Annotated in this window: 28 protein-coding genes; 10 read left to right on the top strand and 18 right to left on the bottom strand. The window is 63.6% G+C overall.

The window, feature by feature from the left end:
* Positions 1–598: 598 nt before the first annotated feature.
* The 4 genes from ftsY to rpoH all read left to right on the top strand — a co-directional run bounded on the left by ftsY (position 599) and on the right by rpoH (position 4,830).
* Positions 599–2,173 (top strand): signal recognition particle-docking protein FtsY, encoded by a 1,575-nt coding sequence (gene ftsY, locus PVZ80_RS30385; protein WP_273864949.1) that lies wholly within the window; start codon positions 599–601, stop codon positions 2,171–2,173.
* Positions 2,170–2,841 (top strand): cell division ATP-binding protein FtsE, encoded by a 672-nt coding sequence (ftsE, locus tag PVZ80_RS30390; RefSeq protein ID WP_009051326.1) that lies wholly within the window; start codon positions 2,170–2,172, stop codon positions 2,839–2,841. Before ftsY ends, ftsE begins: the two co-directional genes overlap by 4 nt.
* Complete coding sequence (gene ftsX / locus PVZ80_RS30395) at positions 2,838–3,860, top strand: permease-like cell division protein FtsX (RefSeq protein ID WP_110175770.1); 1,023 nt, start codon at positions 2,838–2,840, stop codon at positions 3,858–3,860. The genes ftsE and ftsX overlap by 4 nt, the downstream gene beginning before the upstream one ends.
* Before the next feature lie 115 nt (positions 3,861–3,975).
* Positions 3,976–4,830 carry an RNA polymerase sigma factor RpoH gene (rpoH, locus tag PVZ80_RS30400; RefSeq protein ID WP_007921212.1) on the top strand — a complete coding sequence of 285 codons (855 nt, stop codon included), beginning with the start codon at positions 3,976–3,978 and terminating at the stop codon, positions 4,828–4,830.
* A 162-nt stretch (positions 4,831–4,992) separates the two neighbouring features.
* Here rpoH and mtgA read toward each other — a convergent pair whose 3' ends face one another.
* Positions 4,993–5,715 (bottom strand): monofunctional biosynthetic peptidoglycan transglycosylase, encoded by a 723-nt coding sequence (gene mtgA / locus PVZ80_RS30405; protein ID WP_029527268.1) that lies wholly within the window; start codon positions 5,713–5,715, stop codon positions 4,993–4,995.
* Positions 5,716–5,788: 73 nt separating this feature from the next.
* Between mtgA and PVZ80_RS30410 the strand changes: the two genes are divergently transcribed.
* The 4 genes from PVZ80_RS30410 to trmB all read left to right on the top strand — a co-directional run bounded on the left by PVZ80_RS30410 (position 5,789) and on the right by trmB (position 8,180).
* Positions 5,789–6,169 carry a DUF423 domain-containing protein gene (locus PVZ80_RS30410; protein WP_009051323.1) on the top strand — a complete coding sequence of 127 codons (381 nt, stop codon included), beginning with the start codon at positions 5,789–5,791 and terminating at the stop codon, positions 6,167–6,169.
* Positions 6,170–6,240: 71 nt separating this feature from the next.
* Positions 6,241–6,441, top strand: coding sequence for a sulfur carrier protein ThiS (gene thiS, locus PVZ80_RS30415; RefSeq protein ID WP_016704841.1), 201 nt, complete (start codon positions 6,241–6,243; stop codon positions 6,439–6,441).
* Positions 6,442–6,650: 209 nt separating this feature from the next.
* On the top strand, positions 6,651–7,445 hold the full coding sequence (locus PVZ80_RS30420; RefSeq protein WP_007921204.1) for a thiazole synthase: 795 nt from the start codon (positions 6,651–6,653) through the stop codon (positions 7,443–7,445).
* 9 nt (positions 7,446–7,454) lie between these two features.
* Positions 7,455–8,180 (top strand): tRNA (guanosine(46)-N7)-methyltransferase TrmB, encoded by a 726-nt coding sequence (gene trmB / locus PVZ80_RS30425; protein WP_016704842.1) that lies wholly within the window; start codon positions 7,455–7,457, stop codon positions 8,178–8,180.
* 69 nt (positions 8,181–8,249) lie between these two features.
* On the opposite strand, the gene PVZ80_RS30430 is transcribed toward trmB, so the two are convergent.
* The 11 genes from PVZ80_RS30430 to PVZ80_RS30480 all read right to left on the bottom strand — a co-directional run bounded on the left by PVZ80_RS30430 (position 8,250) and on the right by PVZ80_RS30480 (position 15,956).
* Positions 8,250–8,798 carry an RNA 2'-phosphotransferase gene (locus tag PVZ80_RS30430; protein ID WP_016704843.1) on the bottom strand — a complete coding sequence of 183 codons (549 nt, stop codon included), beginning with the start codon at positions 8,796–8,798 and terminating at the stop codon, positions 8,250–8,252.
* Between the two features lie 157 nt (positions 8,799–8,955).
* On the bottom strand, positions 8,956–9,279 hold the full coding sequence (locus PVZ80_RS30435; protein WP_007921199.1) for a DUF3392 domain-containing protein: 324 nt from the start codon (positions 9,277–9,279) through the stop codon (positions 8,956–8,958).
* Between the two features lie 22 nt (positions 9,280–9,301).
* Positions 9,302–10,504 carry a radical SAM family heme chaperone HemW gene (hemW, locus tag PVZ80_RS30440; protein ID WP_053270129.1) on the bottom strand — a complete coding sequence of 401 codons (1,203 nt, stop codon included), beginning with the start codon at positions 10,502–10,504 and terminating at the stop codon, positions 9,302–9,304.
* On the bottom strand, positions 10,501–11,097 hold the full coding sequence (gene rdgB / locus PVZ80_RS30445) for an RdgB/HAM1 family non-canonical purine NTP pyrophosphatase (protein WP_041984937.1): 597 nt from the start codon (positions 11,095–11,097) through the stop codon (positions 10,501–10,503). The genes hemW and rdgB overlap by 4 nt, the downstream gene beginning before the upstream one ends.
* Positions 11,094–11,528, bottom strand: a complete 435-nt coding sequence (locus tag PVZ80_RS30450; protein WP_028683555.1) for a DUF4426 domain-containing protein — start codon at positions 11,526–11,528, stop codon at positions 11,094–11,096. The genes rdgB and PVZ80_RS30450 overlap by 4 nt, the downstream gene beginning before the upstream one ends.
* Positions 11,529–11,555: 27 nt before the next feature.
* A complete protein-coding gene (gene metW / locus PVZ80_RS30455; RefSeq protein WP_007921185.1) occupies positions 11,556–12,176 on the bottom strand; it encodes a methionine biosynthesis protein MetW in 621 nt (206 codons plus the stop codon).
* Positions 12,177–12,183: 7 nt separating this feature from the next.
* Positions 12,184–13,323 carry a homoserine O-succinyltransferase MetX gene (gene metX / locus PVZ80_RS30460; RefSeq protein ID WP_038636097.1) on the bottom strand — a complete coding sequence of 380 codons (1,140 nt, stop codon included), beginning with the start codon at positions 13,321–13,323 and terminating at the stop codon, positions 12,184–12,186.
* Between the two features lie 173 nt (positions 13,324–13,496).
* On the bottom strand, positions 13,497–13,790 hold the full coding sequence (locus PVZ80_RS30465) for a DUF167 domain-containing protein (RefSeq protein ID WP_028683556.1): 294 nt from the start codon (positions 13,788–13,790) through the stop codon (positions 13,497–13,499).
* A 13-nt stretch (positions 13,791–13,803) separates the two neighbouring features.
* Positions 13,804–14,394, bottom strand: coding sequence for a YggT family protein (locus PVZ80_RS30470; RefSeq protein ID WP_009051315.1), 591 nt, complete (start codon positions 14,392–14,394; stop codon positions 13,804–13,806).
* A 10-nt stretch (positions 14,395–14,404) separates the two neighbouring features.
* Positions 14,405–15,223: a pyrroline-5-carboxylate reductase gene (gene proC, locus PVZ80_RS30475; protein ID WP_009051314.1), complete on the bottom strand. Its 819-nt coding sequence runs from the start codon at positions 15,221–15,223 to the stop codon at positions 14,405–14,407.
* A gap of 34 nt (positions 15,224–15,257) precedes the next feature.
* The gene (locus tag PVZ80_RS30480) at positions 15,258–15,956 is read right to left on the bottom strand and encodes a YggS family pyridoxal phosphate-dependent enzyme (protein WP_101283828.1); all 699 of its coding nucleotides are present in this window, start codon (positions 15,954–15,956) and stop codon (positions 15,258–15,260) included.
* Positions 15,957–16,013: 57 nt separating this feature from the next.
* On the opposite strand from PVZ80_RS30480, the gene PVZ80_RS30485 reads away from it, so the two are divergent.
* On the top strand, positions 16,014–17,048 hold the full coding sequence (locus PVZ80_RS30485) for a type IV pilus twitching motility protein PilT (protein WP_273864950.1): 1,035 nt from the start codon (positions 16,014–16,016) through the stop codon (positions 17,046–17,048).
* Positions 17,049–17,130: 82 nt separating this feature from the next.
* On the opposite strand, the gene PVZ80_RS30490 is transcribed toward PVZ80_RS30485, so the two are convergent.
* Complete coding sequence (locus tag PVZ80_RS30490) at positions 17,131–17,763, bottom strand: C40 family peptidase (protein ID WP_009046022.1); 633 nt, start codon at positions 17,761–17,763, stop codon at positions 17,131–17,133.
* Positions 17,764–18,013: 250 nt separating this feature from the next.
* On the opposite strand from PVZ80_RS30490, the gene PVZ80_RS30495 reads away from it, so the two are divergent.
* Entirely contained in the window at positions 18,014–18,433 is a 420-nt protein-coding gene (locus tag PVZ80_RS30495) for an NINE protein (protein WP_009051311.1), read from the top strand.
* A 105-nt stretch (positions 18,434–18,538) separates the two neighbouring features.
* On the opposite strand, the gene PVZ80_RS30500 is transcribed toward PVZ80_RS30495, so the two are convergent.
* The 5 genes from PVZ80_RS30500 to PVZ80_RS30520 all read right to left on the bottom strand — a co-directional run bounded on the left by PVZ80_RS30500 (position 18,539) and on the right by PVZ80_RS30520 (position 22,471).
* Positions 18,539–19,810, bottom strand: coding sequence for a dihydroorotase (locus PVZ80_RS30500; RefSeq protein ID WP_009051310.1), 1,272 nt, complete (start codon positions 19,808–19,810; stop codon positions 18,539–18,541).
* Positions 19,807–20,811 (bottom strand): aspartate carbamoyltransferase catalytic subunit, encoded by a 1,005-nt coding sequence (locus PVZ80_RS30505; protein ID WP_007929978.1) that lies wholly within the window; start codon positions 20,809–20,811, stop codon positions 19,807–19,809. The genes PVZ80_RS30500 and PVZ80_RS30505 overlap by 4 nt, the downstream gene beginning before the upstream one ends.
* A gap of 26 nt (positions 20,812–20,837) precedes the next feature.
* Complete coding sequence (pyrR, locus tag PVZ80_RS30510) at positions 20,838–21,344, bottom strand: bifunctional pyr operon transcriptional regulator/uracil phosphoribosyltransferase PyrR (RefSeq protein ID WP_007929976.1); 507 nt, start codon at positions 21,342–21,344, stop codon at positions 20,838–20,840.
* A gap of 120 nt (positions 21,345–21,464) precedes the next feature.
* Entirely contained in the window at positions 21,465–21,902 is a 438-nt protein-coding gene (gene ruvX, locus PVZ80_RS30515; protein WP_009046019.1) for a Holliday junction resolvase RuvX, read from the bottom strand.
* Positions 21,902–22,471, bottom strand: coding sequence for a YqgE/AlgH family protein (locus PVZ80_RS30520; protein WP_007929972.1), 570 nt, complete (start codon positions 22,469–22,471; stop codon positions 21,902–21,904). The genes ruvX and PVZ80_RS30520 overlap by 1 nt, the downstream gene beginning before the upstream one ends.
* Positions 22,472–22,653 lie beyond the last annotated feature (182 nt).

Raw genomic sequence — 22,653 nt, forward strand, 5'->3', positions numbered from 1 at the left:
GCCCGCTTGGTCTTAGCCTACGGGCGAGAGGTTGGGGCGTGTCATCAATCATTACCAGTACCGCGCCGGAGCCTGCCAGTGCGCAGGGCAAGGCGCGAGGAGTGTGGTTTGGTCATTCCAAATAAACTCCGAGCAACGCAGCCCTGCGCACTGGCAGGCCCGGCCCTCCGGGTGGCGCCTGAAAGCGGGCCATGCTGCGTTGCAGTCCTTGGAAAGGAAAACACATTTCCGGCGGACTGCGCCTTGCCTGGCCCGTTTTCAGGCGGCCACGCGGTACTGGTAATGATTGATGACACGCCCTAGGATACTGATCCGTTTTACTGGCGGCCACGCCTATCAGGCTCGCATGGATCAACGTGTGCTTGAGCAGGTTGTATGGGTTCCCGGCAAGAAGCGCTGTTTTATCGACTAGACTTCGACTTTTCGCCGATTTTGCCGTTTCAGTCCTTTAGTAAAATCGATCCTTGAGATGCCATTGGGCACCTCGACAAAATGTTGCGCGTGAACAAGCCGGCGGAAACGCAGTCTGTTCTGCATCGAATATTTATTTGCCGGTGCGCCTTGATGGCGCGTCGCTACCTTGAGATAGCCGTCCTCCATGTTTGGTTCCAACGACGACAAGAAGACCCCAGCCGCGGCTGGCGAAAAGAAAGGCCTGTTCGGATGGCTGCGCAAAAAACCGCAGGAAACCGTCGTCGAACAGCCACAAGTCCCTGTCGAGCCTGCCCCGGCTCCCGCTCCCGTTATAGATCAAGCCCCGGTTGTCGAAGTCGCCGCTCCTGTGGTGTCGCCGATCGCCGAGCCGATCCTGCAGCCTGAACAACCTGCGCCGGCGGTCGAACATGCTCCTGCGCCGGAACTGCCGCTGACCCCCGATCCCGAGCACAAGCCCTGGCTGACCCTGCCGGTGGCGGAAGAGCCGGTGGCGCTGGTGGAAGACGAGCAGGCGCCGCACATCACCCCGCCGATTCCGGCCGCGACCGATGTGCAGCAAGCCGCCGAGCTGTTGGTGGCCGAGTTGGCACACAGCGAGCCAGCTGCGGCCCAGGCGCCGATCGAAGAGGAGGACGTGCCACAACCAGTGATCGCGGCCTTCGTGCAGCCCGAGCCTGTCCGAGCACCGGAGCCTGCCCCGGTTGTCGTTGCTCCAGTTGCTCCAGTTGCTCCAGTTGCTCCAGTTGCTCCGGTCGCGGCGGTCGAAGTGCCTGCTGCCGTCGAGCCGCCCCGTGCCGAAGACAACAAGGTCGGCTTCTTCGCTCGCCTCAAGCAGGGCCTGTCCAAGACCAGCGCCAGCATTGGCGAAGGCATGGCCAGCCTGTTCCTGGGCAAGAAGACCATCGACGACGAGTTACTGGAAGATATCGAGACCCGCCTGCTGACCGCCGACGTGGGCGTGGAAGCCACCGCGGTGATCATCCGGAACCTGACCCAGAAGGTCGCGCGCAAACAGCTGACTGACGTCGATGCGCTGTACAAGTCGCTGCAGGCCGAGCTGGCGAGCATGCTCAAGCCGGTGGAACAACCGCTGCGGATCGCTTCGCAAACCAAGCCGTTCGTGATTCTGGTGGTGGGCGTCAACGGCGCCGGCAAGACCACCACCATCGGCAAGCTGGCCAAGAAGCTGCAGCTCGAAGGCAAGAAGGTCATGCTCGCCGCAGGCGACACCTTCCGCGCCGCGGCCGTGGAACAGCTGCAGGTCTGGGGCGAGCGCAACAAGATCCCGGTCATCGCCCAGCACACCGGCGCCGACTCGGCTTCGGTGATCTTCGACGCCGTGCAGGCCGCCAAGGCCCGTGGCATCGATGTGCTGATCGCCGACACCGCCGGCCGCCTGCACACCAAAGACAACCTGATGGAAGAGCTGAAGAAGGTCCGCCGGGTGATCGGCAAGCTCGACGCCGACGCGCCGCACGAAGTGTTGCTGGTGCTCGACGCCGGTACCGGCCAGAACGCCATCAACCAGGCCAAGCAGTTCAACCAGACGGTCGAGCTGACCGGCCTGGCCCTGACCAAGCTCGACGGCACCGCCAAGGGCGGGGTGATCTTCGCCCTGGCCAAGCAGTTCGGCCTGCCGATCCGCTACATCGGCGTCGGTGAGGGCATCGACGACCTGCGTACCTTTGAAGCCGAACCCTTTGTCCAGGCACTGTTTGCCGAGCGGGAGCGTTCATGATTCGTTTCGAACAGGTCGGTAAGCGTTATCCGAACGGCCATGTCGGCTTGCACGAGCTGAGTTTCCGGGTTCGTCGGGGCGAGTTTCTGTTCGTCACCGGTCATTCTGGCGCCGGCAAGTCCACGCTGCTGCGGTTGCTGCTGGCCATGGAGCGTCCAACCAGCGGCAAGCTGCTGTTGGCCGGTCAGGACCTGAGCACCATCAGCAATGCGCAGATTCCGTTCCTGCGGCGGCAGATCGGCGTGGTGTTCCAGAACCACCAGCTGCTGTTCGATCGCACCGTTTTCAACAATGTCGCCTTGCCGCTGCAGATCCTCGGCCTGTCCAAGGCCGAAATCGCCAAGCGCGTGGACTCGGCCCTGGAGCGCGTGGCGCTCTCGGACAAGACCGATCTCTACCCCGGCGACCTGTCCACCGGTCAGCAGCAGCGTGTCGGCATTGCCCGCGCCATCGTGCACCGCCCGGCCTTGCTGCTGGCGGACGAACCCACAGGTAACCTCGACCCGCGTCTGGCGGCGGAAATCATGGGCGTATTCGAAGATATCAACCGTCTGGGCACCAGCGTGCTGATTGCCAGTCACGACCTGGCGCTGATCGCGCGCATGCGCCACCGCATGCTGACCCTGCAACGCGGCCGATTGATCGGCGACGGGGAGGCTAGCGTATGAGTGCGACCCGCAGCCCTAAAGTGGCCGAACGCGTGGCTCCGAAAGCCCCGGATCAACCGCCGCAGAAGAAAAAGCGCGACGAAGACGACGGTCCGGATTTCAGCACCCTGCTGCACGCCTGGATCGAAAGCCATCGCGCCAGCCTGCTCGACAGCCTGCGTCGCCTGGGCAAACAGCCGATCGGCAGTTTCTTCACCTGCCTGGTGATGGCCGTGGCCCTGAGCCTGCCGATGGGCTTGTCGTTGTTGCTCAACAACGTCGAGCGCCTGGGTGGCTCCTGGCAGCGCGCGGCGCAGATTTCCCTGTACCTGGAGCTCGACGCCAGCGCCACCGAGGGCGAAAGCCTGAGTGAGCAGATCAAGGCCATGCCGGGCGTGGCGGATGCCGAGTTCATCAGCAAGGACAAGGCCCTGGACGAGTTCCAGCAGCAGTCCGGGCTGGGCGAGGCGCTCAAGGAGTTGCCGCAGAACCCGCTGCCGGGCGTGGTCCTGGTCACGCCGAACGAAGTGGACAAGGCGACCCTGGAAGCCTTGCGTCAGCGCCTGGCGGAAATGCCCAAGGTGCAGCTGGCGCAACTGGACCTGGTGTGGGTCGAGCGGCTGGCGGCGATCCTCAAGCTGGGCGACCGGTTTGTCTTCGGCCTGACGGTGTTGCTGGTTTCTGCATTACTTTTGGTGATAGGCAATACCATTCGTCTTCATATTGAAAACCGCCGCACCGAGATAGAAGTGATTAAACTCGTCGGCGGCACGGACAGTTATGTACGGCGTCCCTTCCTTTATATGGGCGCCTTGTATGGCTTCGGTGCGGGGATTCTGTCCTGGGGTGTTCTGGCGTTCGGCCTCGACTGGCTGAACGACGCGGTAGTGGGGCTGGCCGGCTTGTACGGCAGTGATTTCGCCCTGGCTGGCGTGCCGGTCGCCGATGGTCTATCACTCTTGCTTGGCGCGGTGTTGTTGGGGTATATCGGTGCGTGGATTGCGGTGGCCCGTCACTTGCGGGAGCTGGCGCCGAAATAGTGTCTTTTTGCTTGTATTGACCTTTTAGAATTTTTGGGAACTTGTTTTGTGGTTCCCGGTCAATTTTCAGCAGTGCTGAATAAGCACGAGTTATGTGAGTCGGAGGTTTTTTCGTATGACCACTTCTTTGCAACCTGCTTATGCCTTGGTCCCGGGTGCGAACCTGGAGGCCTATGTGCACACGGTGAACAGCATTCCATTGCTGACGCCCGAGCAGGAGCGTGAACTGGCCGAGAGTCTCTACTATGAGCAGGATCTTGAGGCGGCTCGGCAGATGGTGCTCGCCCACCTGCGTTTTGTCGTACATATCGCCCGTAGCTATTCCGGCTACGGTCTGGCCCAGGCCGACCTGATTCAGGAAGGCAACGTCGGCCTGATGAAGGCTGTAAAACGCTTCAACCCGGAAATGGGTGTGCGTCTGGTTTCGTTCGCCGTGCACTGGATCAAGGCGGAAATCCACGAGTTCATCCTGCGCAACTGGCGCATCGTGAAAGTCGCGACCACCAAGGCCCAGCGCAAGCTGTTCTTCAACCTGCGCAGCCAGAAGAAGCGCCTGGCCTGGTTGAACAACGAAGAAGTCCATCGTGTGGCGGAAAGCCTCGGTGTGGAGCCGCGCGAAGTGCGCGAGATGGAAAGCCGCCTGACCGGCCATGACATGGCCTTCGACCCAGCCGCCGAAGCGGATGACGACAGCGCCTTCCAATCGCCGGCCAACTACCTGGAAGACCACCGGTACGATCCGGCTCGTCAGCTGGAAGACGCCGACTGGACCGACAACTCCACCAGCAACCTGCATGAAGCGCTGGAAGTGCTGGACGACCGCAGCCGCGACATCCTCTACCAGCGCTGGCTGGCGGAAGAGAAAGCCACACTGCATGACCTGGCGCAGAAGTACAACGTCTCGGCCGAGCGTATCCGTCAGCTCGAGAAGAGCGCGATGAACAAGCTCAAGCTATCGATTGCCGCGTAATACGCCACGCAGTACAAAACGCCCCGATCCGATCGGGGCGTTTTTGTTTGTGGCGTTGGGGCGGCGCTGTCTGTAAGGGCGCTATCGCGAGCAAGCTTCGCGCCTACGGGGCCGCGCATTCTTCTGTAGGAGCGAAGCTTGCTCGCGATCAGATATTGAACGTCACTGCGCCCACAGCGCCTTGCGCGAATCGTTCAGGCCCAGCAGGTAGCTGTCGCCGCCCAACTGGCTCATCTGCCGGCGGATCCAGCCGGCCCGTTGCGCCACGTAGCTGCTTGGATGGCTGGCACTCCATACTCGTGGATTGGGCAGGACTGCGGCCAGCAGGCTGGCCTGCTGCCGCGACAGCGAGCCCGCGCTGACGCCGAAGTGATGCCGCGCTGCGGCCTCGGCACCAAATACGCCTTCGTCCCACTCGACGCTGTTGAGGTAGACCTCGAGAATCCGTTGCTTGGGCCAGAAGATCTCGATCAGCCCGGTGAACCAAGCCTCCAGCCCTTTACGCAGCCAGCTGCGTCCGGACCACAGGAACAGGTTTTTCGCCACCTGCTGGCTCAGGGTGCTGGCGCCACGAATCGAACCGCCGCGCTCGTTGTGGGCGAAGGCGGCCTGGATCGCGCCGAAGTCGAACCCCCAGTGTTCAGGGAACTTCTGGTCTTCGCCGGCGATCACCGCCACCTTCAGGTCGTCGGAGATCTCGTCCCAGGGTTTCCAGCTGCGTTGCAGGTCGATGGGTTCGCCGTCGACCCAGGATTCGACCTTGCGTTCGACCATCAAGGCCGTGCCCGGAGGCGGCACGACACGGAACACCAGCACCAGCAAAACGCTGCCGACGGCGAACCAGAGCAGGGCTTTAGAGAAACGACGGAAAAATAAACGCAGCATAGAGATGGCTTGGCCGAACCCGTTGAGCGCGCCATTATACAGGCCCGACCGACGATTCTGACTGGAGTTCCTCATGCTGCGTGGTTTCCTGATGCTGGCCGCCTTTTTCGGCTTTACCGGCGTTGCCCTGGGCGCATTCGCTGCCCATGGCCTGAAAAATCGCCTGAGCGCGGAATACCTGGCGATTTTCCATACCGGCGTCACTTACCAGCTGGTGCACACCCTGGCGCTGCTGGGCGTGGCGCTGCTGGCCACGCAGATCCCCGGCCGCCTGGTGACCTGGGCCGGCGCTTCGTTCGCCATCGGCATCCTGCTGTTTTCCGGCAGCCTCTACCTGCTGACCCTGACCGGTTTCAGCAAGCTGGGCATTGTCACCCCGTTCGGTGGGCTGGCCTTCCTGATCGGCTGGTTATGCCTGGGTCTTGCCGCCTGGCGCTTGCAGCTGACCGCTTGACGCTTGTAGCTGACCTTTAGGTCATGATCGGGCTAGAATGCTGGCCCCTAAAAATGATGGCGGCATCCGGCATGCGCATTCAGTTGAACGGCGAATCCTTTGAACTGCCCGACGGCGAAACCGTTGCGGCCCTGCTGACCCGTCTGGACCTGACCGGACGCCGGATCGCGGTCGAACTCAACCTGGATATCGTCCCGCGCAGCCTGCACGCCGAGACCACCCTCAACGAGGGCGATCAGGTCGAAGTAGTCCACGCCATCGGCGGCGGCTAGCCAAACACCGTGAAAACTACTGCAGGCTTCGCGCGCAATACTGCGTTAAAAACAGGCTCGGAATGCTCATTTACAGCCAGTAAAGTCGGGTGCGACTCCAACCGTTCCTCGCCTGTTTTTGCCTTGTCTTGCCTTCGCTCGCTACGTTTTCACGGCGTTTGGTCTAATAAAGCATTCTGCAAGAACCTCACCCCAACAGAGGATTTCCGATGAGCAACGTTCGCAGCGACAAGCCTTTCGTCCTGGCCGGTCGTACTTACCAGTCGCGTTTGCTGGTAGGCACCGGCAAGTACCGTGACATGGAAGAAACCCGCCTGGCCATCGAAGCCTCGGGTGCCGAGATCGTCACCGTCGCCGTGCGCCGGACCAATATCGGGCAGAACCCGGGCGAACCGAACCTGCTGGATATCCTGCCGCCGGACCGCTACACCATCCTGCCGAACACCGCCGGTTGCTATGACGCGGTCGAAGCCGTGCGCACCTGCCGCCTGGCCCGTGAACTGCTCGATGGCCACAACCTGGTGAAGCTGGAAGTGCTGGCCGACCAGAAAACCCTGTTCCCCAACGTGCTGGAAACCCTCAAGGCCGCCGAAGTGCTGGTCAAGGAAGGTTTCGACGTGATGGTGTACACCAGCGATGACCCGATCATCGCCCGCCAGCTGGCGGAAATGGGCTGCATCGCGGTCATGCCGCTGGCTGGCCTGATCGGTACTGGCCTGGGGATCTGCAACCCGTACAACCTGCAGATCATCCTCGAAGAAGCCAAGGTCCCGGTGCTGGTGGATGCCGGTGTCGGTACTGCCTCCGACGCCACCATCGCCATGGAACTGGGCTGCGAAGCGGTGCTGATGAACTCGGCCATCGCCCATGCACAACAACCGGTGCTGATGGCCGAAGCCATGAAGCACGCCATTGTGGCAGGCCGCCTGGCGTACCTCGCCGGCCGCATGCCGAAGAAACTCTATGCCAGCGCCTCCTCGCCGCTGGATGGTCTGATCAAGTAAGAGCCATTGATGACTGAATCAAACGACACGCCAATCCAGCCGGAAGCCGGCGACGAGCGCCAACACCGCCGCATCAAGAGTTTCGTGATGCGCGCCGGGCGCATGACCGAAGGCCAGCAGCGCGGCCTGGAGCAGGGCGCGCCGCTGTATGTGCTGCCGCTGGCCGACGCGCCGGTGGATTTCGATCAGGTGTTTGGCCGCTCGGCGCCACGTTCCCTGGAAATCGGCTTCGGCATGGGCCACTCGCTGCTGGAAATGGCCGCGGCCGCGCCGGAGCAGGATTTCATTGGTGTGGAAGTGCACCGTCCGGGTGTCGGCGCGCTGCTCAACGGCGTGCTGACCCAGGGCCTGACCAACCTGCGGGTCTACGATTGCGATGCGATCGAAGTGCTCAACCGCTGCATCGCCGATAACAGCCTGGATCGCCTGATGCTGTTTTTCCCCGATCCGTGGCACAAGAGCCGTCACCACAAGCGTCGTATCGTCCAGGCGTCCTTCGCCGAGCTGGTGCGCAGCAAGCTGAAGGTCGGCGGCATCCTGCATATGGCCACCGACTGGGAGCCTTATGCCGAGTACATGCTGGAAGTGATGAATGTCGCGCCGGGTTACCGCAACCTGGCCGAAGACGGCAAGTGCGTGCCGCGCCCGGCCGAGCGCCCGATCACCAAGTTCGAGCGCCGCGGCGAGCGCCTGGGCCATGGTGTGTGGGATCTGAAGTTCGAAAAGCTGGCGTGAGCCCAGCCTTGTAGGGGCCGGCTGACCGGCGATGGGCTTCTTGCGGGCCAATCGCTGGCAAGCCAGCTCCTACAGGATTGCGATGAAATTCGCCGGAACCTGATCGGTCAGCCAGACCCCGTTCTCCGCCTGATAGAACTTGAAGCCCTGCGCCTGCATGTCCTGTGCGGCGATCTTGAGTATCACCACCTTCCCGTAACGCTGCCCCACCGCTTCGGCGGTCGCCAGGTCCTGTGACAGGTGCACGTGATGGCGTGTGCCTGGGATCAGGCCTTTCTCGTTGATCGAGTCCATGAACCGCGTGGCGGTGCCGTGGTAAAGCACGGCCGGTGGCTGCTGCTCGGCCAGTTGCAAGCTCACGGTCTTGCTGGAATGGCCTTGCACGGCGCGAATGCGCTGGCTGTCCTCGGACAGGGCGAAGCGTTTCTTGTCGTTGCTGGCGACCACCTCGGCGATTAGTTCGGGCGTCAGCTGGCGTCCTTCCTTGGCGGCACCCTCGATCAAGGCATCGATCCCGGCCCAGCCTTCGCTGTCCAGCTGCAGGCCAATCGCCTGCGGCTCGTGGCGCAGCACGTAGCTGAGAAATTTGCTGACTTCTTCGGCGGCTTTTCTGCTCATATTCATCCTTGTGCATAAGTCATGTAGCCGCTGCCGCAGGCTGCGATCGGTTGCGAAGCGACCGCCAAGCCTGTTGATGCGATACGTCAGGTGTAATGCAGTGTCTGGGTTTATGGCTGCTGCGCAGCCAATCGCAGCCTGCGGCAGCGGCTACAGGTCAGCGGCGGTCGGCGACGACGCCGATCAGCACCAGCACCACCAGCAGCACCGGCGCCAGGCTGTAGTTGTTGAACTGGCTCAGTCCGCGGACGATCCACGGCGTGGCGTAGATCAGCGCCGCGCCGCTGCCGATCATGCACAGCAGCGCCATCATCGGTACGCGCAGAGCGCCGGCGAGGCCGCCCAGGCGCGCTTCGACCCAGCCTTTGATATCGGCACCGAACAGCACCAACAGGCAGCCGACCAGGGCCAGGGAGATTTCTGAAAGGTTGCTGCGACTCCAGCGGGACACGGTAGCGAGCAGGTCGAGTATCAAATCCATTCGTTTTCCCTTAGGGCTGAAATCAGCTCAGAAATTTCTGCAGCAAGTCATTGAGGAAGAGTTGGCCGCGCGGGGTGGCCGCCAGGCGTGACGGTTCGACCTGCAACAGGCCGCTTTGTTCGGCGTCGCGGCGACCTTCGGCGAGGCTTTCCAGGGGCAGCCCGGTGCGCTCCGGGTACAGCCGGGCCTCGACGCCTTCGGTCAGGCGCAGGGCGTTCATCAAGAACTCGAACGGCAGCTCTTCGTTGCTCAGGTCCTTTTCGCCGGCCTTGAAGTTTTTCGCCGGGTTGAGGTAGTCCTTGGGCAGGCGGGTCTTCCAGGTGCGCACGATGCGCCCGTCCGGATGGCTGAGCTTGCCGTGGGCGCCGGCGCCGATGCCGATGAAGTCGCCGAAGCTCCAGTAATTGAGGTTGTGCCGTGCCGCTCGGCCGGGCTGGGCATAGGCCGAGACTTCGTACTGGGCGTAGCCGTGTTCGGCCAAAAGCGCCTGGCCGGCTTCCTGGATGTCCCACAGGGTGTCGTCTTCCGGCAGCGTCGGCGGCTGGTTCCAGAACACCGTATTGGGCTCCAGGGTCAGCTGGTACCAGGACAGGTGGGTCGGCTTCATGGCGATGGCCTGGCGCAGGTCGCTCAGGGCGTCGTCCAGGGACTGGTCGGGCAGGCCGTGCATCAGGTCCAGGTTGAAGTTGTCGAACCCGGCCTGGCGCGCCATGCCGGCGGCGCGGACCGCCTCGTCGCCGTTATGGATGCGGCCCAGGGCCTTGAGCTTGTCTTCCTGGAAGCTCTGGATGCCGATCGACAGGCGATTGATGCCCAGGGCGCGATAGGCGGTGAACTTCTCCTGCTCGAAGGTCCCGGGGTTGGCTTCCAGGGTGATCTCGATGTCGTGGGCGAACGGGATGCGTTGCTCCACGCCTTTGAGCAGCCGGCCCAGGGCCTGGGCGCTGAACAGGCTCGGCGTGCCGCCGCCGAAGAAGATCGAACTCAGCTCGCGGCCGTAGACGGCGGGGAGGTCCTGGTCGAGGTCGGCCAGCAGGGCGTCGACGTACTCTTCTTCCGGCAGCACCGGGCTGGCGGCGTGGGAGTTGAAGTCGCAGTAAGGGCATTTGCGTACACACCACGGGATGTGGATGTACAGCGCCAGGGGCGGCAACTGGGGCAGGGCCGCCCGGGGCGTTTGCGCACCGCCGAGAATCAGCGGTTGCGCGGACGAATCAATGGTCATTGCAGGCTCAAGCGTTGCCGCAGAAGGGCCATGGCGCGGGCGCGATGGCTGAGTTGGTTCTTTTGGATCGGGTCCAGTTCGGCGCTGGAGCAGTTGCGCTCCGGCACCCAGAACAGCGGGTCGTAGCCGAAACCGTGCTCACCGCTGGCCGCCGTGAGAATGCGTCCGTGCCACAGGCCTTCGCAGAGGATCGGCAGCGGATCCTCTGCATGCCGCACCAGTGCCAGCACGCAGACGAACTGCGCGCCGCGCTCGGCCTCGGGGACGTCCTTCAGGGCGCCCAGCAGCTTGGCGTTGTTCGCCGCGTCGCCCTGGCCGTCGGCATAACGCGCCGAGTAGATGCCCGGCGCGCCGCCGAGGAAGTCCACCGCCAGTCCCGAGTCGTCCGCCAGCGCCGGCAGGCCGGAAATGCGCGAAGCGTTGCGGGCCTTGAGGATGGCGTTCTCGACGAACGACAGGCCGGTTTCTTCCGGCTCGACGCTGCTGAACTCGCCGATCGAGCGCAGGTGCACCGAGTCGCCGAGCATGGCCTGGAGTTCCTTGAGTTTGCCGGCGTTATGGCTGGCCAGTACGAGTTGGGTAAAAGTCATCATTCGCCGGGGAAAAGCTCTTGGTTGAAATTGATGGTGTTGATCGTGTCGCCGGTCTGCACCTTGATTTCGAAGGTGCGGGTTTCCTGCTGTTCCACCGGGTACTGGGCGATGTAGTAGATCGCGCCCTGTTCGGTGACCTGCTTGAATTTCAGCGGCACCGATTGGCTGGTCAGGTCCTTGACGGTCCCGGTGACCTGGGCGACCAGCGGTTTGCCGGCCTTGAGCACGGAAACGTTGATCACGCCCTGGTTCTTGCTGCGCACCAGCTCCGCGGCCTTGGCGATATCCGGTTGCAGGAAGGTGGAGTTGAAGGTGTTGTAGTGCACGGTCACATCACCGAACACTTCCTGGCGCTCGCCCTTGATGGGCTCGGCGGCCATCGCCGACGCGCTCAGGCACGCTGCCAATAGAAAAGTAACCAAGCGACCCATGATCGTTCTCCTTGCTTTGAACCTGGTTTATACCGCGATCTGGTGATCCTGCAGGCCGGGGCTGCTGACGCGGTAGATGCCGATCTCACCTAACAGATTAGGCCATAGCTTACTGGCCCACCCGTGGCGGTGCTGTTGATCCACCGCAAGGCGATCGATGACCTTGGCTTCACGTTCGCGGCAAAGCTCTTCGAAGTCCTCGAAGGTGCAGAAGTGGATGTTCGGCGTGTTGTACCAGGTGTACGGCAGGAATTCGGAGACCGGCATCCGCCCCTTGCTGGCCAGGTACCAGCGGCAGCGCCAGTGGCCGAAGTTGGGGAAGGTGATGATGCACTGGCGGCCGACCCGCAGCATTTCGTCGAGGATCCGGTCCGGGTAGTGCACGGCCTGCAGGGCCTGGGTCATGACCACGATATCGAAGCTGTTGCTGGCGAAGTTGCCCAGGCCCTTGTCCAGGTCCTGCTCGATGACGTTGATGCCCTTGGCCACGCACTCGGCGATGTTGTCCGGGTCGTTTTCCAGGCCATAACCGGTGACCTGCTTGTGATCGCGCAGCCAGCTCAGCAGTTCGCCATTGCCGCAACCGAGGTCGAGCACGCGGCTGCCGGCGGGGATCCATTCCTGGATGATTTCCAGATCAGCTCTCATGGCTTGTTCACACCGTAATTCGGTTCATGTAATTACCGAACGCCTGCAAGTAGCGCGGGATCGGAATCAGGAAGGCGTCGTGGCCCTGTGGCGCATCGATTTCCAGGTAGCTGACGTCCTTGCGCGCGGCCATCAGGGCGTCCACCAGCTCCCGCGAGCGGGCCGGGGAGAAGCGCCAGTCGGTGGTGAAGGACATCACGCAGAATTTGGCCTTGGCGCCTTCGAAGGTTTTCGCCAGGTTATCGTCGAAGTTCGCCGCCGGATCGAAGTAATCCAGGGCCTTGGTCATCAGCAGGTAGGTGTTGGCGTCGAACCGCCCGGAGAACTCCTCGCCCTGATAACGCAGGTAGCTTTCGACCTGGAACTCGACGCTGTGGAAGTCGTAGTTGAGCTTTTCGCTCTTCAGGCCACGGCCGAATTTCTCGCCCATGGAGTCGTCGGACAGGTAGGTGATGTGTCCGACCATCCGCGCCAGCATCAGCCCGCGCTTGGGGATCACGCCCTGTTCCTGGAACGAACCGCCGTGGAATTCGGGGTCGGTGAGGATGGCCTGGCGCGCCACTTCGTTGAAGGCAATGTTCTGCGCCGACAGCTTGGGCGCCGAGGCGATGGCCAGGCAATGGCGCACCCGGTCCGGGTAGGTGATGGTCCATTGCAGGGCCTGCATGCCGCCCAGGCTGCCGCCGATCACGGCGGCCCACTGGTTGATGCCGATCCGGTCGGCCAGGCGCGCCTGGCTGTGCACCCAGTCTTCCACGGTCAGCACCGGGAAATCGGCGCCGAACGGCTTGCCGGTGTCCGGGTTGACGCTGCTCGGACCGGTGGAGCCGTTGCAGCCGCCGAGGTTGTTCAGGCTGACGACGAAGAACTTGTTGGTGTCGATCGGCTTGCCCGGGCCGATGCAGCTGTCCCACCAACCCGGCTTGCGGTCGTCGGGGCTGTGGTAGCCGGCGGCGTGGTGATGGCCGGACAGGGCGTGGCAGATCAGCACGGCATTGCTCGCCGTGGCGTTCAGCTGGCCGTAGGTCTCAAAGATCAGATCATAGGCTGGCAGGGAGCGGCCGCAGGCCAGGGCCAGGGGCTCGCTGAAGTGCGCCACTTGCGGCGTCACCAGACCAACGGAATCGGCGGGAAAGGCAGTTGGCATCGACCCTGCTCTCGTTTAAATGAGGCGTAAGTCTAAAGACCGCTGCCCCCAGCGGCAAGCAAAGGCCGGGGCTGATTTCATTGCATTGCCAAGCGGGCCATTTATCGCGAGCAAGCTCGCTCCTACAGGGGCTGCGGTGACCTTGTAGGAGCGAGCTTGCTCGCGAAACAGGCTCAGGTCTGGCGCGTCAGGCCAGGCAGATCCGGCAGCTTCTTCGGCGCGTTGATCCGCACCCGTTTCTGCCGGTTCAGCTCGCCACTGATCAGGCTGACCTGGCTCTTGGACACGCCGAACGCCTTGGCCAGGAACGCCATCAGGTAGGCGTTGGCCTTGCCCTCCACTGGCGGCGCGGTGAGGCGGATCTTCAGGCGCTCGCCATGCAGCCCGGCGAAGTCATCGCTACGGGCCGCAGGTTGCAGGTGACACTCCAGGATCAGGTCGTCGCCGTCCCAGCGAAAGTAGCTCATCACAGAGGCCGGGTCAGATCAGCAGGCGCAGGATTTCCGGCATCATGGTCATCGCTGCCAGGTTGTTGATCACCAGCATGTCGATCAGCTTGAGCACCATGAACGCCAGGATCGGCGAGATATCCAGGCCGCCCATGCTCGGCAGGATGCGGCGGAACGGCGCCAGGGCCGGCTCGCAGATCTGGTTGACCAGTTCGGCGCCCGGGTTATGGCTGCCCGGGGCGACCCAGGAAAGGATCACGCTGATAATCAGGGCGAAGAAGAAAATCTTCATGAACAGCGCAGTCACGCCAATGATCGACCAGATCAGCAGTTGCACCGGGTTGCCGGTGGTGCCGTAGGTCAGCAGCAGGGTCAGGGCCATCAGCAGCAGTTGCACGACGATCGCCAGGATCAGCGACGACATGTCCAGGCCGAACAGGCTCGGGATGACCCGGCGCATCGGCTTGAGCAGCGGCTGGGTGGCGCGCACGGCGAACTGGCACAGCGGGTTGTAGAAGTCGGCGCGTACCAGTTGCAGCACGAAGCGCAGCAGCACGATCAGCAGGTACAGGCTGCCCAGGGTTTGCAGCACGTACACCGCCGCAGTGTTCAATCCAATCATCATTGGCTCCTTATTGGCCCAGTTGTTCGGCCATCTCGGCCGAGCGGTGCGCGGCGGCACCCAATGCTTTTTCCACCAGGGCTTCGAAGCCGCTGGCCTGGAACGACTTGATCGCCGCTTCCGTGGTACCGGCCGGCGAGGTCACGCGGCGGCGCAGTTCGGCCGCGTCGACGTCGCTGGACACCGCCATGTGCGCCGCGCCCAGCGCGGTCTGCAGGGTCAGTTGCCGGGCGGTTTCCCGTGGCAGGCCGAGCTTCTCGCCGGCGGCGGTCATGGCTTCGATCAGCAGGAAGAAATACGCCGGGCCACTGCCGGACACCGCGGTCACCGCGTCCAGTTGCTGCTCCTGCTCCAGCCACAGGACGATGCCCACGGCCGACAGCAGCTCTTGCGCCTGCTGGCGTTGCTCCGCGCTCACCGCGGCGGTGGCGTACAGGCCGCTGGCGCCCTGGCGCAGCAGGGCCGGGGTGTTGGGCATGCAGCGCACAATCGGCTGCTCGCCGAGCCATGTGTTCATGCTGGCGCAGGTGATGCCGGCGGCGATGGACACGATCAGCTGGTGCGGCTTCAGGCTGGGGCGCAGGGCTTCGCACACGGCCTTCATGGCCTGTGGCTTGACCGCCAGCACCACCACGTCGACGCCGTCGATGGCTTCGGCGTTGTCGGCGAACAGTTCAATGCCGTGCTCGGCCTGGACCTTGGCGCGGGTTTCGGCGCCCGGGTCGCTGGCGCGGATCTGGCTGGCGTCCAGGCCCTTGGCGCGCAGGCCGCCGATCAGGCTGGCAGCCATGTTGCCGGCGCCGATAAAGGCGATACGAGTCTTGCTCATGACAGGTCCTTATTCAGAGGTGGGGCCGCCACGGTCATGGCTGGCCATAATCGCGAGCGCCAAACAGGGCGGTACCGATACGTACCCAGGTGGCGCCTTGGGCGATGGCCGCTTCGAGGTCGTGGCTCATGCCCATGGAAAGTGTGTCGGTTGGCAGGTCCAGGCTGGCGTGCAGGTTTTCGTTCAGGCGGCGCACGGCCGCGAAGGCGGCGTCCTGGGCGGCACGATCTTCGGTCGGCTCGGGAATCGCCATCAGCCCGCGCAGTTTCAGGCGCGGCAAGGCGCCGATGGCGCTGGCCAGGGCGGGCAGGTCGGCCGGCGTGCAGCCAGACTTGCTGGCCTCGCCGCTGACATTGACCTGAATGCAGATGTTCAACGGCGGCAAGTCGGCCGGGCGTTGCTCGGACAGGCGTTGAGCGATTTTCAAGCGATCCACGGAATGCACCCAGGCGAAGTTCTCGGCGATAGCTCGCGTCTTGTTCGACTGAATGGGGCCGATGAAGTGCCAACTCAAGGGCAGGTCGCCGAGTTCCGCCTGTTTGCCCAGGGCTTCCTGCAGGTAGTTCTCGCCGAAGTCGTGCAGGCCGGCGGCATAGGCTTCACGCAGCGCCGCGGCGGGCTTGGTCTTGCTCACGGCCAGCAGGTGGATACTGCTTTCGTCACGTTGCGAGGCCTGCGCCGCGGCACGGATCCGTGCGCTAACCAGGGCGATGTTGTCTGCTATCGTGGACATTCGATGTACGCCAGCGGGTCTTGGGTTCGCGGCATTCTACTGGAATTGGGGAACGCTATGGATATCACTGAGTTGCTGGCCTTCAGCGTCAAGCAGGGCGCTTCGGACCTGCACCTCTCGGCCGGTTTGCCGCCGATGATTCGCATCGACGGCGATATTCGCCGGATCAACCTGCCGGTGCTGGAGGCGCAACAGGTGCACGAGCTGATCCTGGCCAGCATGACGGACCCGCAGCGGGCCGAGTTCAAGGCCGCGCTGGAGATCGACTTTTCCTTCGCGGTGCCGGGCCTGGCGCGCTTTCGGGTCAATGCCTTCAACCATCAGCGCGGCGCTGGCGCGGTCTTTCGCAGCATTCCGGCCAAGGTGCCGAGCCTGGACGAACTGGGCATGGGCGAGGTGTTTCGCCACATCAGCGAAGTGCCCCGCGGCCTGGTACTGGTGACCGGACCGACCGGTTCGGGCAAGTCGACCACCCTGGCGGCGATGATCGATCACCTGAACCAGAGCCGGCACCAGCACATCCTCACCATCGAGGACCCCATCGAGTTCATCCACGAATCGAAGAAGTGCCTGATCAACCAGCGCGAGGTGCATCGCGACACCCACAGCTTCTCCACGGCGCTGCGTTCGGCCCTGCGCGAGGACCCGGATGTGATCCTGGTCGGCGAGATGCGCGACCTGGAAACCATTCGCCTGGCGTTGACCGCCGCGGAGACCGGGCATCTGGTGTTCGGTACCCTGCACACCACCTCGGCGGCGAAAACCGTGGACCGGGTGGTGGATGTGTTTCCGGCCGAGGAGAAGGCGATGGTCCGCTCCATGCTCTCCGAATCGCTGCAGGCGGTGATTTCCCAGGCGCTGGTGAAGCGGATCGGCGGAGGCCGGGTAGCGGCCCACGAGATCATGCTGGGCAGCGCGGCGATCCGTAACCTGATCCGCGAGGACAAGGTGGCGCAGATGTATTCGGCGATCCAGACCGGCGGGGCGCAGGGGATGCAGACCCTGGACATGAGCCTGAAGGCGCTGGTGGATGCCGGGCTGGTCAGCCGGGAGCACGCCCGGGAGAAGGCGCGGGCGCCGGAGAGTATTTGAGGGGGAGAGGTATCGGGGCGGCAAATGCAATCGCGAGCCATCGAGCATGGCTGCTCGATGGCTCGCGATCAGGGAAAGCGGATCAGCGCTGGACGATGCGCAGGGTGTTCTGCTCTTTTGGCAGGACCCGCTTGGCCACTACGTAGTTCTTGTCCCAGTACGGCTTCTTCAGGGTATCGATGGTCACCGACTTGCCGCGGCGCGGCGCGTGGATGAAACGATCGTTGCCCAGGTAGATGGCGACGTGGTTGACCCGGCGGCTCTTGAGGTTGAAGAACAGCAGGTCGCCAGGCTTGAGGTCCTTGCGCTCGACTTTCTGCCCGTGGCCGCTGGCCATAGCATTGGAGGTGCGCGGCAGATCGACGGCGGCGACGTCGTTGAACGCGTATTTCACCAGGCCGCTGCAGTCGAAGCCTTTGCTTGGGCTGCTGCCGCCCCAACGGTAAGGGGTACCCAGTACGTTGACGGCACGGCTGAGCACGGTGCTGCTCTGCTTGGCCGCCATCTGCGGCACCGGCTTGCTGCTGACGCTGCTCAGGTGGGTCGGGCGTTTGACCGACAGCTTGTTCTTGGAGCTGTTCTTGCTGACTTGGGTAACGTGGGCTTTTGGAGTGAAGCCGTTCACGTTGGGAAGACGTTGCTCACGATTGGTGGCGTGGGCGGCCAGTGGCATCAATAGGCAAATGGTTAGCCATGTCTTGAAAAATGGACGCATTAGGCAAGGCTCATATGGGTTAGCGCGCAACTTTATAACAGCTTTTTTGTCACTTCTCAGGCCGTTGGTCGATTCAACCTGGAGGTCAAATTCGCTGAAGAGGCGGCAAATTGACGCAATTGTCCGACAGAAGTCAGGCAGTACAAGGGTTTCACGGCAGCGACCTTAACATTTGCCACACGTCGGCTGCCTGTAAAAAAGTCACAAAGAATTAAAGAAAATTTATCTATTGCGTGGAACGAGGTACTCAATGAACACCTATCGCCCGGACGGTTCGACCCATGACACCCACAGCAAGGTGATCGGTTACCTGTTGTGGATTTTCGGTTTTACCGGCTCTCACCGCTTCTATTACGGCAAGCCGATTACCGGGACTATCTGGTTTTTCACCCTGGGCTTGCTGGGTATCGGTTGGCTGATCGACCTGTTCCTGATCCCGGCCATGGACCGCGAGGCCGACCTGCGTTTTACCCCGGGACCGATCGAGTACAGCGTCGCCTGGATCCTGCTGACCTTTCTCGGGATCTTTGGCGTGCACCGTATGTATCAGGGCAAATGGATCAGCGGCCTGCTGTACCTGCTGACTGGCGGGGTGTTCTTTCTGGGGGTCTTGTATGACTTCTGGACGCTGAACGACCAGGTGTCGTTGCGTAACGCGCAGCGGCGTTGAATGCAGGAGCGCTATCGCGAGCAAGCTCGCTCCTACAGAAGAAGTACGGCGCCCATGTGGCCTGTGCCGTACCTGTAGGAGCGAGCTTGCTCGCGATCATGGCCGTCAGCCCTTGTGGCTGATCCGCCCATCCACCAGGGTGTAGCGCACCGCGCCCGGCAGGCTATGGCCGAGGAACGGGCAGTTCTCGCCTTTCGACAGCCAGTGTTCGCCGGCCACGGTGGACGTGCTCGGGTCGAACAGTACCAGGTCCGCCGGGGCGCCCACCGCCAGCTTGCCGACCGGCAGGCGCAGGGCGTCGGCCGGGCCGCTGCTCAGGCGTGCCAGCAGGGTCGGCAGGTCGAGCAGGCCGTCTTCCACCAGGGTCATGGCCAGTGGCAGCAGCAGCTCGACGCTGCTGATGCCCGGCTCGGTAGCCCCGAAAGGTGCCAGCTTGGCATCGCGTTCATGGGGCTGGTGATGGCTGGAGATGGCCTGGACCACCCCGGACTTCACCGCTTCACGCAGGCCTTCGCGGTCGGCGCGCGAGCGCAGCGGCGGCTGCACGTGATAGAGGCTGGAGAAGTCGATCAGCGCGTCGTCGGTGAGGATCAGCTGGTACAGCGCTACATCGGCGGTCACCGGCAGGCCACGGGCCTGGGCCTGGGCGATCAGGGCCACGCCCCGGGCACTGGTCAATTGGCTGAAGTGGGCGCGCACGCCGCTTTGTTCCACCAGCAGCAGGTCACGGGCCAGCGCCACGGTTTCCGCGGTTTCCGGAATGCCCGGCAGGCCGAGGAAGCTGGCGGTGGCGCCTTCGTGGGCCAGGCCGCCTTCGGCCAGGTCGCGGTCCTGGGAGTGGAAAATCACCGTCAGGTCGAAGGTTGCCGCGTATTCCAGCGCCCGGCACAGGGTACGGGCGCTGCGGAAACCCTCCAGGCCGTTGCCGAAGGCCACGCAACCGGCGTCGCGCAGGGCGATCAGCTCGGCCAGCTGTTCGCCGTCCAGGCCTTTGCTCAGGGCGCCGATCGGGAACACCTTGGTATTGCCGGCTTCGCGGGCGCGATCGAGGATCAGCTCGGCCACCGCCGAGGTGTCCAGCACCGGCTTGGTGCGCGGCGGGCAGCACAGGCTGGTGACGCCACCGGCCGCGGCGGCGCGGGTTTCGCTGGCGATGGTGCCTTTGCGGCTGTAGCCCGGCTCGCGCAGGGAGACGTTCAGGTCCACCAGTCCGGGCGCGGCCACCAGGCCTTTGGCGTCGAGGCTTTCGACCGCGTTGAAACCGGCGGGCGCGGCGCCGATGGCGACGATCTTGCCGGCTTCCAGATGGATATCGCTGACTTGATCCAGGCCGCTGCTTGGATCGATGACACGGGCGCCGAGAATGCTGAGCTTCACTGGGCGTTCTCCTGCTCGAATTGTCGCTGGGCGGTCTGCCCGCTCATGGCCATGGACAGTACGGCCATGCGTACCGCGATACCGTAGGTCACCTGGTTGAGGATCACCGAGTGCGGACCGTCGGCCACCGCCGATTCGATCTCCACGCCGCGGTTGATCGGCCCCGGGTGCATGACGATGGCGTCCGGCTTGGCGCCGGCCAGGCGCGCGGTGGTCAGGCCGAACAGGCGGTAGAACTCGCCCTCGCTCGGCAGCAGGCCGCCCTGCATGCGCTCACGCTGCAGGCGCAGCATGATCACCACGTCGACGTCTTTCAGGCCTTCGGCCATGTCGGTGTAGACCTTCACCCCGTATTGCTCGATGCCGATCGGCAGCAGGGTCTTGGGCGCGATCACGCGGATGTCCGGGCAACCCAGGGTTTTCAGGGCCAGCATGTTCGAGCGCGCCACCCGCGAGTGCAGGATGTCGCCGACGATGGCCACCGAGAGGTTTTCGAAGCCGCCCTTGTGCCGGCGGATGGTGAGCATGTCGAGCATGCCCTGGGTCGGGTGGGCGTGGCGGCCGTCGCCGCCGTTGATGATCGCCACCTGCGGGCACACATGTTCGGCGATGAAGTGCGCGGCGCCGGAGTCGCCGTGGCGCACGACGAACATGTCGGCGGCCATGGCTTCGAGGTTGCGCAGGGTATCGAGCAGGGTTTCACCCTTGCTGGCCGAGGAGGTGGATACGTTGAGCGTGATCACGTCCGCCGACAGGCGCTGGGCCGCCAGTTCGAAGGTGGTGCGGGTGCGGGTGGAGTTTTCGAAGAACACGTTGCACACGGTCTTGCCGCGCAGCAAAGGGACTTTCTTCACCGCCCGGGCGCCGACTTCGAGGAAGGAGTCGGCGGTGTCGAGGATTTCCGTCAGCAGCTCGCGACGCAGACCGTCGAGCGAGAGGAAATGGCGCAGCTGGCCCTGATCGTTGAGCTGCAGCGGGCGCTTGGCGTCTAGAGGCGTCATCGCAATGGACTCTTTAGAGGGGCGAATTAAAGGGCGAGGTCTTGAAGCTCGAGTTGAAGCGGCGCAGGACCGGACAATTTTACCCGCTCGTGGGCGGCCAGCGACAGGGTGGCACCGACCACGTTCGGGCGAATCGGCAGCTCGGCGGCGTCCAGGTCCAACAGGCAGACCAGGGTCACGCTGGCCGGGCGGCCATAGTCGAACAGCTCGTTGAGGGCGGCGCGGATAGTGCGGCCGCTCATCAGCACGTCGTCGATCAGGATCAGGTGCTGGCCTTCGATCTCGAACGGCAGCTCGGAAGGGCGCACCTGCGGGTGCAGGCCGTTCTGGCTGAAGTCGTCGCGGTAGAAGGACACATCCAGGGTGCCCAGCGGCGCGTCGCTGCCCAGTTCGGCGAGCAGGGCCTGGGCGACCCAGACGCCGCCGGTACGGATGCCGATATAGCGGGGCTCGCTGATGGCGCGTTGTTCCAGGTGGGCGGTGAGACGCACGGCCATCTGGCTGATCAGTTCGGCGGGATTGGGCAGGCTCATGATTGCTCCTTCGTGGGCCCGCGCCTGGTTGCGTGCAGCGAGGCGCAGGGTCTTACGGCTGGTGTTGTGGCCAGGAGGCGCGTGGCCGGGGGTGGCCACGCATCTTCAGGATTCGGCGTTTCAGTTGTTCAACAGCGCTGCGTTTTCGTCGAGCCAGCCTTGCAGCAGCAGGGCAGCGGCGATGGCGTCGACCGGGTTGTCGCGGTAACTGCCTTTCTGGCCGCCCCGGGCCAGGCGTTCGCCCTTGGCCTCGAAAGTGGTCAGGCGTTCGTCATGGGTATAGAAGGGCAGGTTGTAGCGGCCATTGAGGCGCCGGGCGAATTTCTCGGCGCGCACGCACATCTCGCTCGGGGTGCCGTCCATGTTCAATGGCAGGCCGACCACCACCGCGTCCGGCTTCCATTCCTTGATCAGGGCTTCGACCTGGTTCCAGTCCGGTACGCCGTTCTGCGCCTTCAGGGTGCACAGCTCGCGGGCCTGGCCGGTGATGGCCTGGCCAACCGCCACGCCAATCTGCTTGGTGCCGTAGTCGAACCCGAGGATCAGTCGCAGGGCCATCAGGCGTGGCCCGCCTGGCTGGTCAGCAGGGCGAGGTTGATGCCCAGGTGCTTGGCCGCCGCTTCCAGGCGCAGCTCACTGCTGGTGTTGAACAGGATGTCGGCGTCGAACGGGCAGGTCAGCCAGGCGTTGTCCGCCAGCTCGGCTTCCAGCTGCCCGGCTTCCCAGCCGGCATAACCGAGGGCGATCAGGCTTTTGGCCGGGCCGACGCCATCGGCGATGGCGAACAGCACGTCCTGGGACGTCGACAGCGACAGGCCATCCAGCTCGACCGTGGCCTGGAAGGTCGGGCCGCTGGGATGCAGGACAAAGCCGCGATCGGTCTGCACCGGGCCACCGATGAAGATTGGCACATGCTGGCAGAGCGCTGGCGGGTCGATCTCGGGGCGCAATTGCTCGAGGATGTCGGCGAGGTTCAGGTCCTGCGGACGATTGACCACCAACCCCATGGCGCCATTGGCATTGTGCTCGACGATGTAGGTCAAGGTGTGCGCAAAGTTCGGGTCGGCCATGTGCGGCATGGCGATCAGGAAGTGATGCTTGAGGTAGCTGGGGCTGACGTTTTTCATGAGCGCTAGTGTGGCGGTGGAGGGGCGAACTGACAAGCTGGGGATGCGCGGCACCGGGCATTTTGGTCGGCCTTTTGCAGCTGTGTCGGCATCGGGTCCATCGCGAGCAAGCTCGCTCCTAACTCTCAAGTCCATCGCGGGCAAGCCTCGCTCCTACAACGGATTACCTTCGCTTTTATAGC

It is taken from the genome of Pseudomonas sp. B3G-3 (assembly GCF_028640915.1).
GTDB classification, from domain to species: Bacteria; Pseudomonadota; Gammaproteobacteria; order Pseudomonadales; family Pseudomonadaceae; genus Aquipseudomonas; species Aquipseudomonas chlororaphis_I.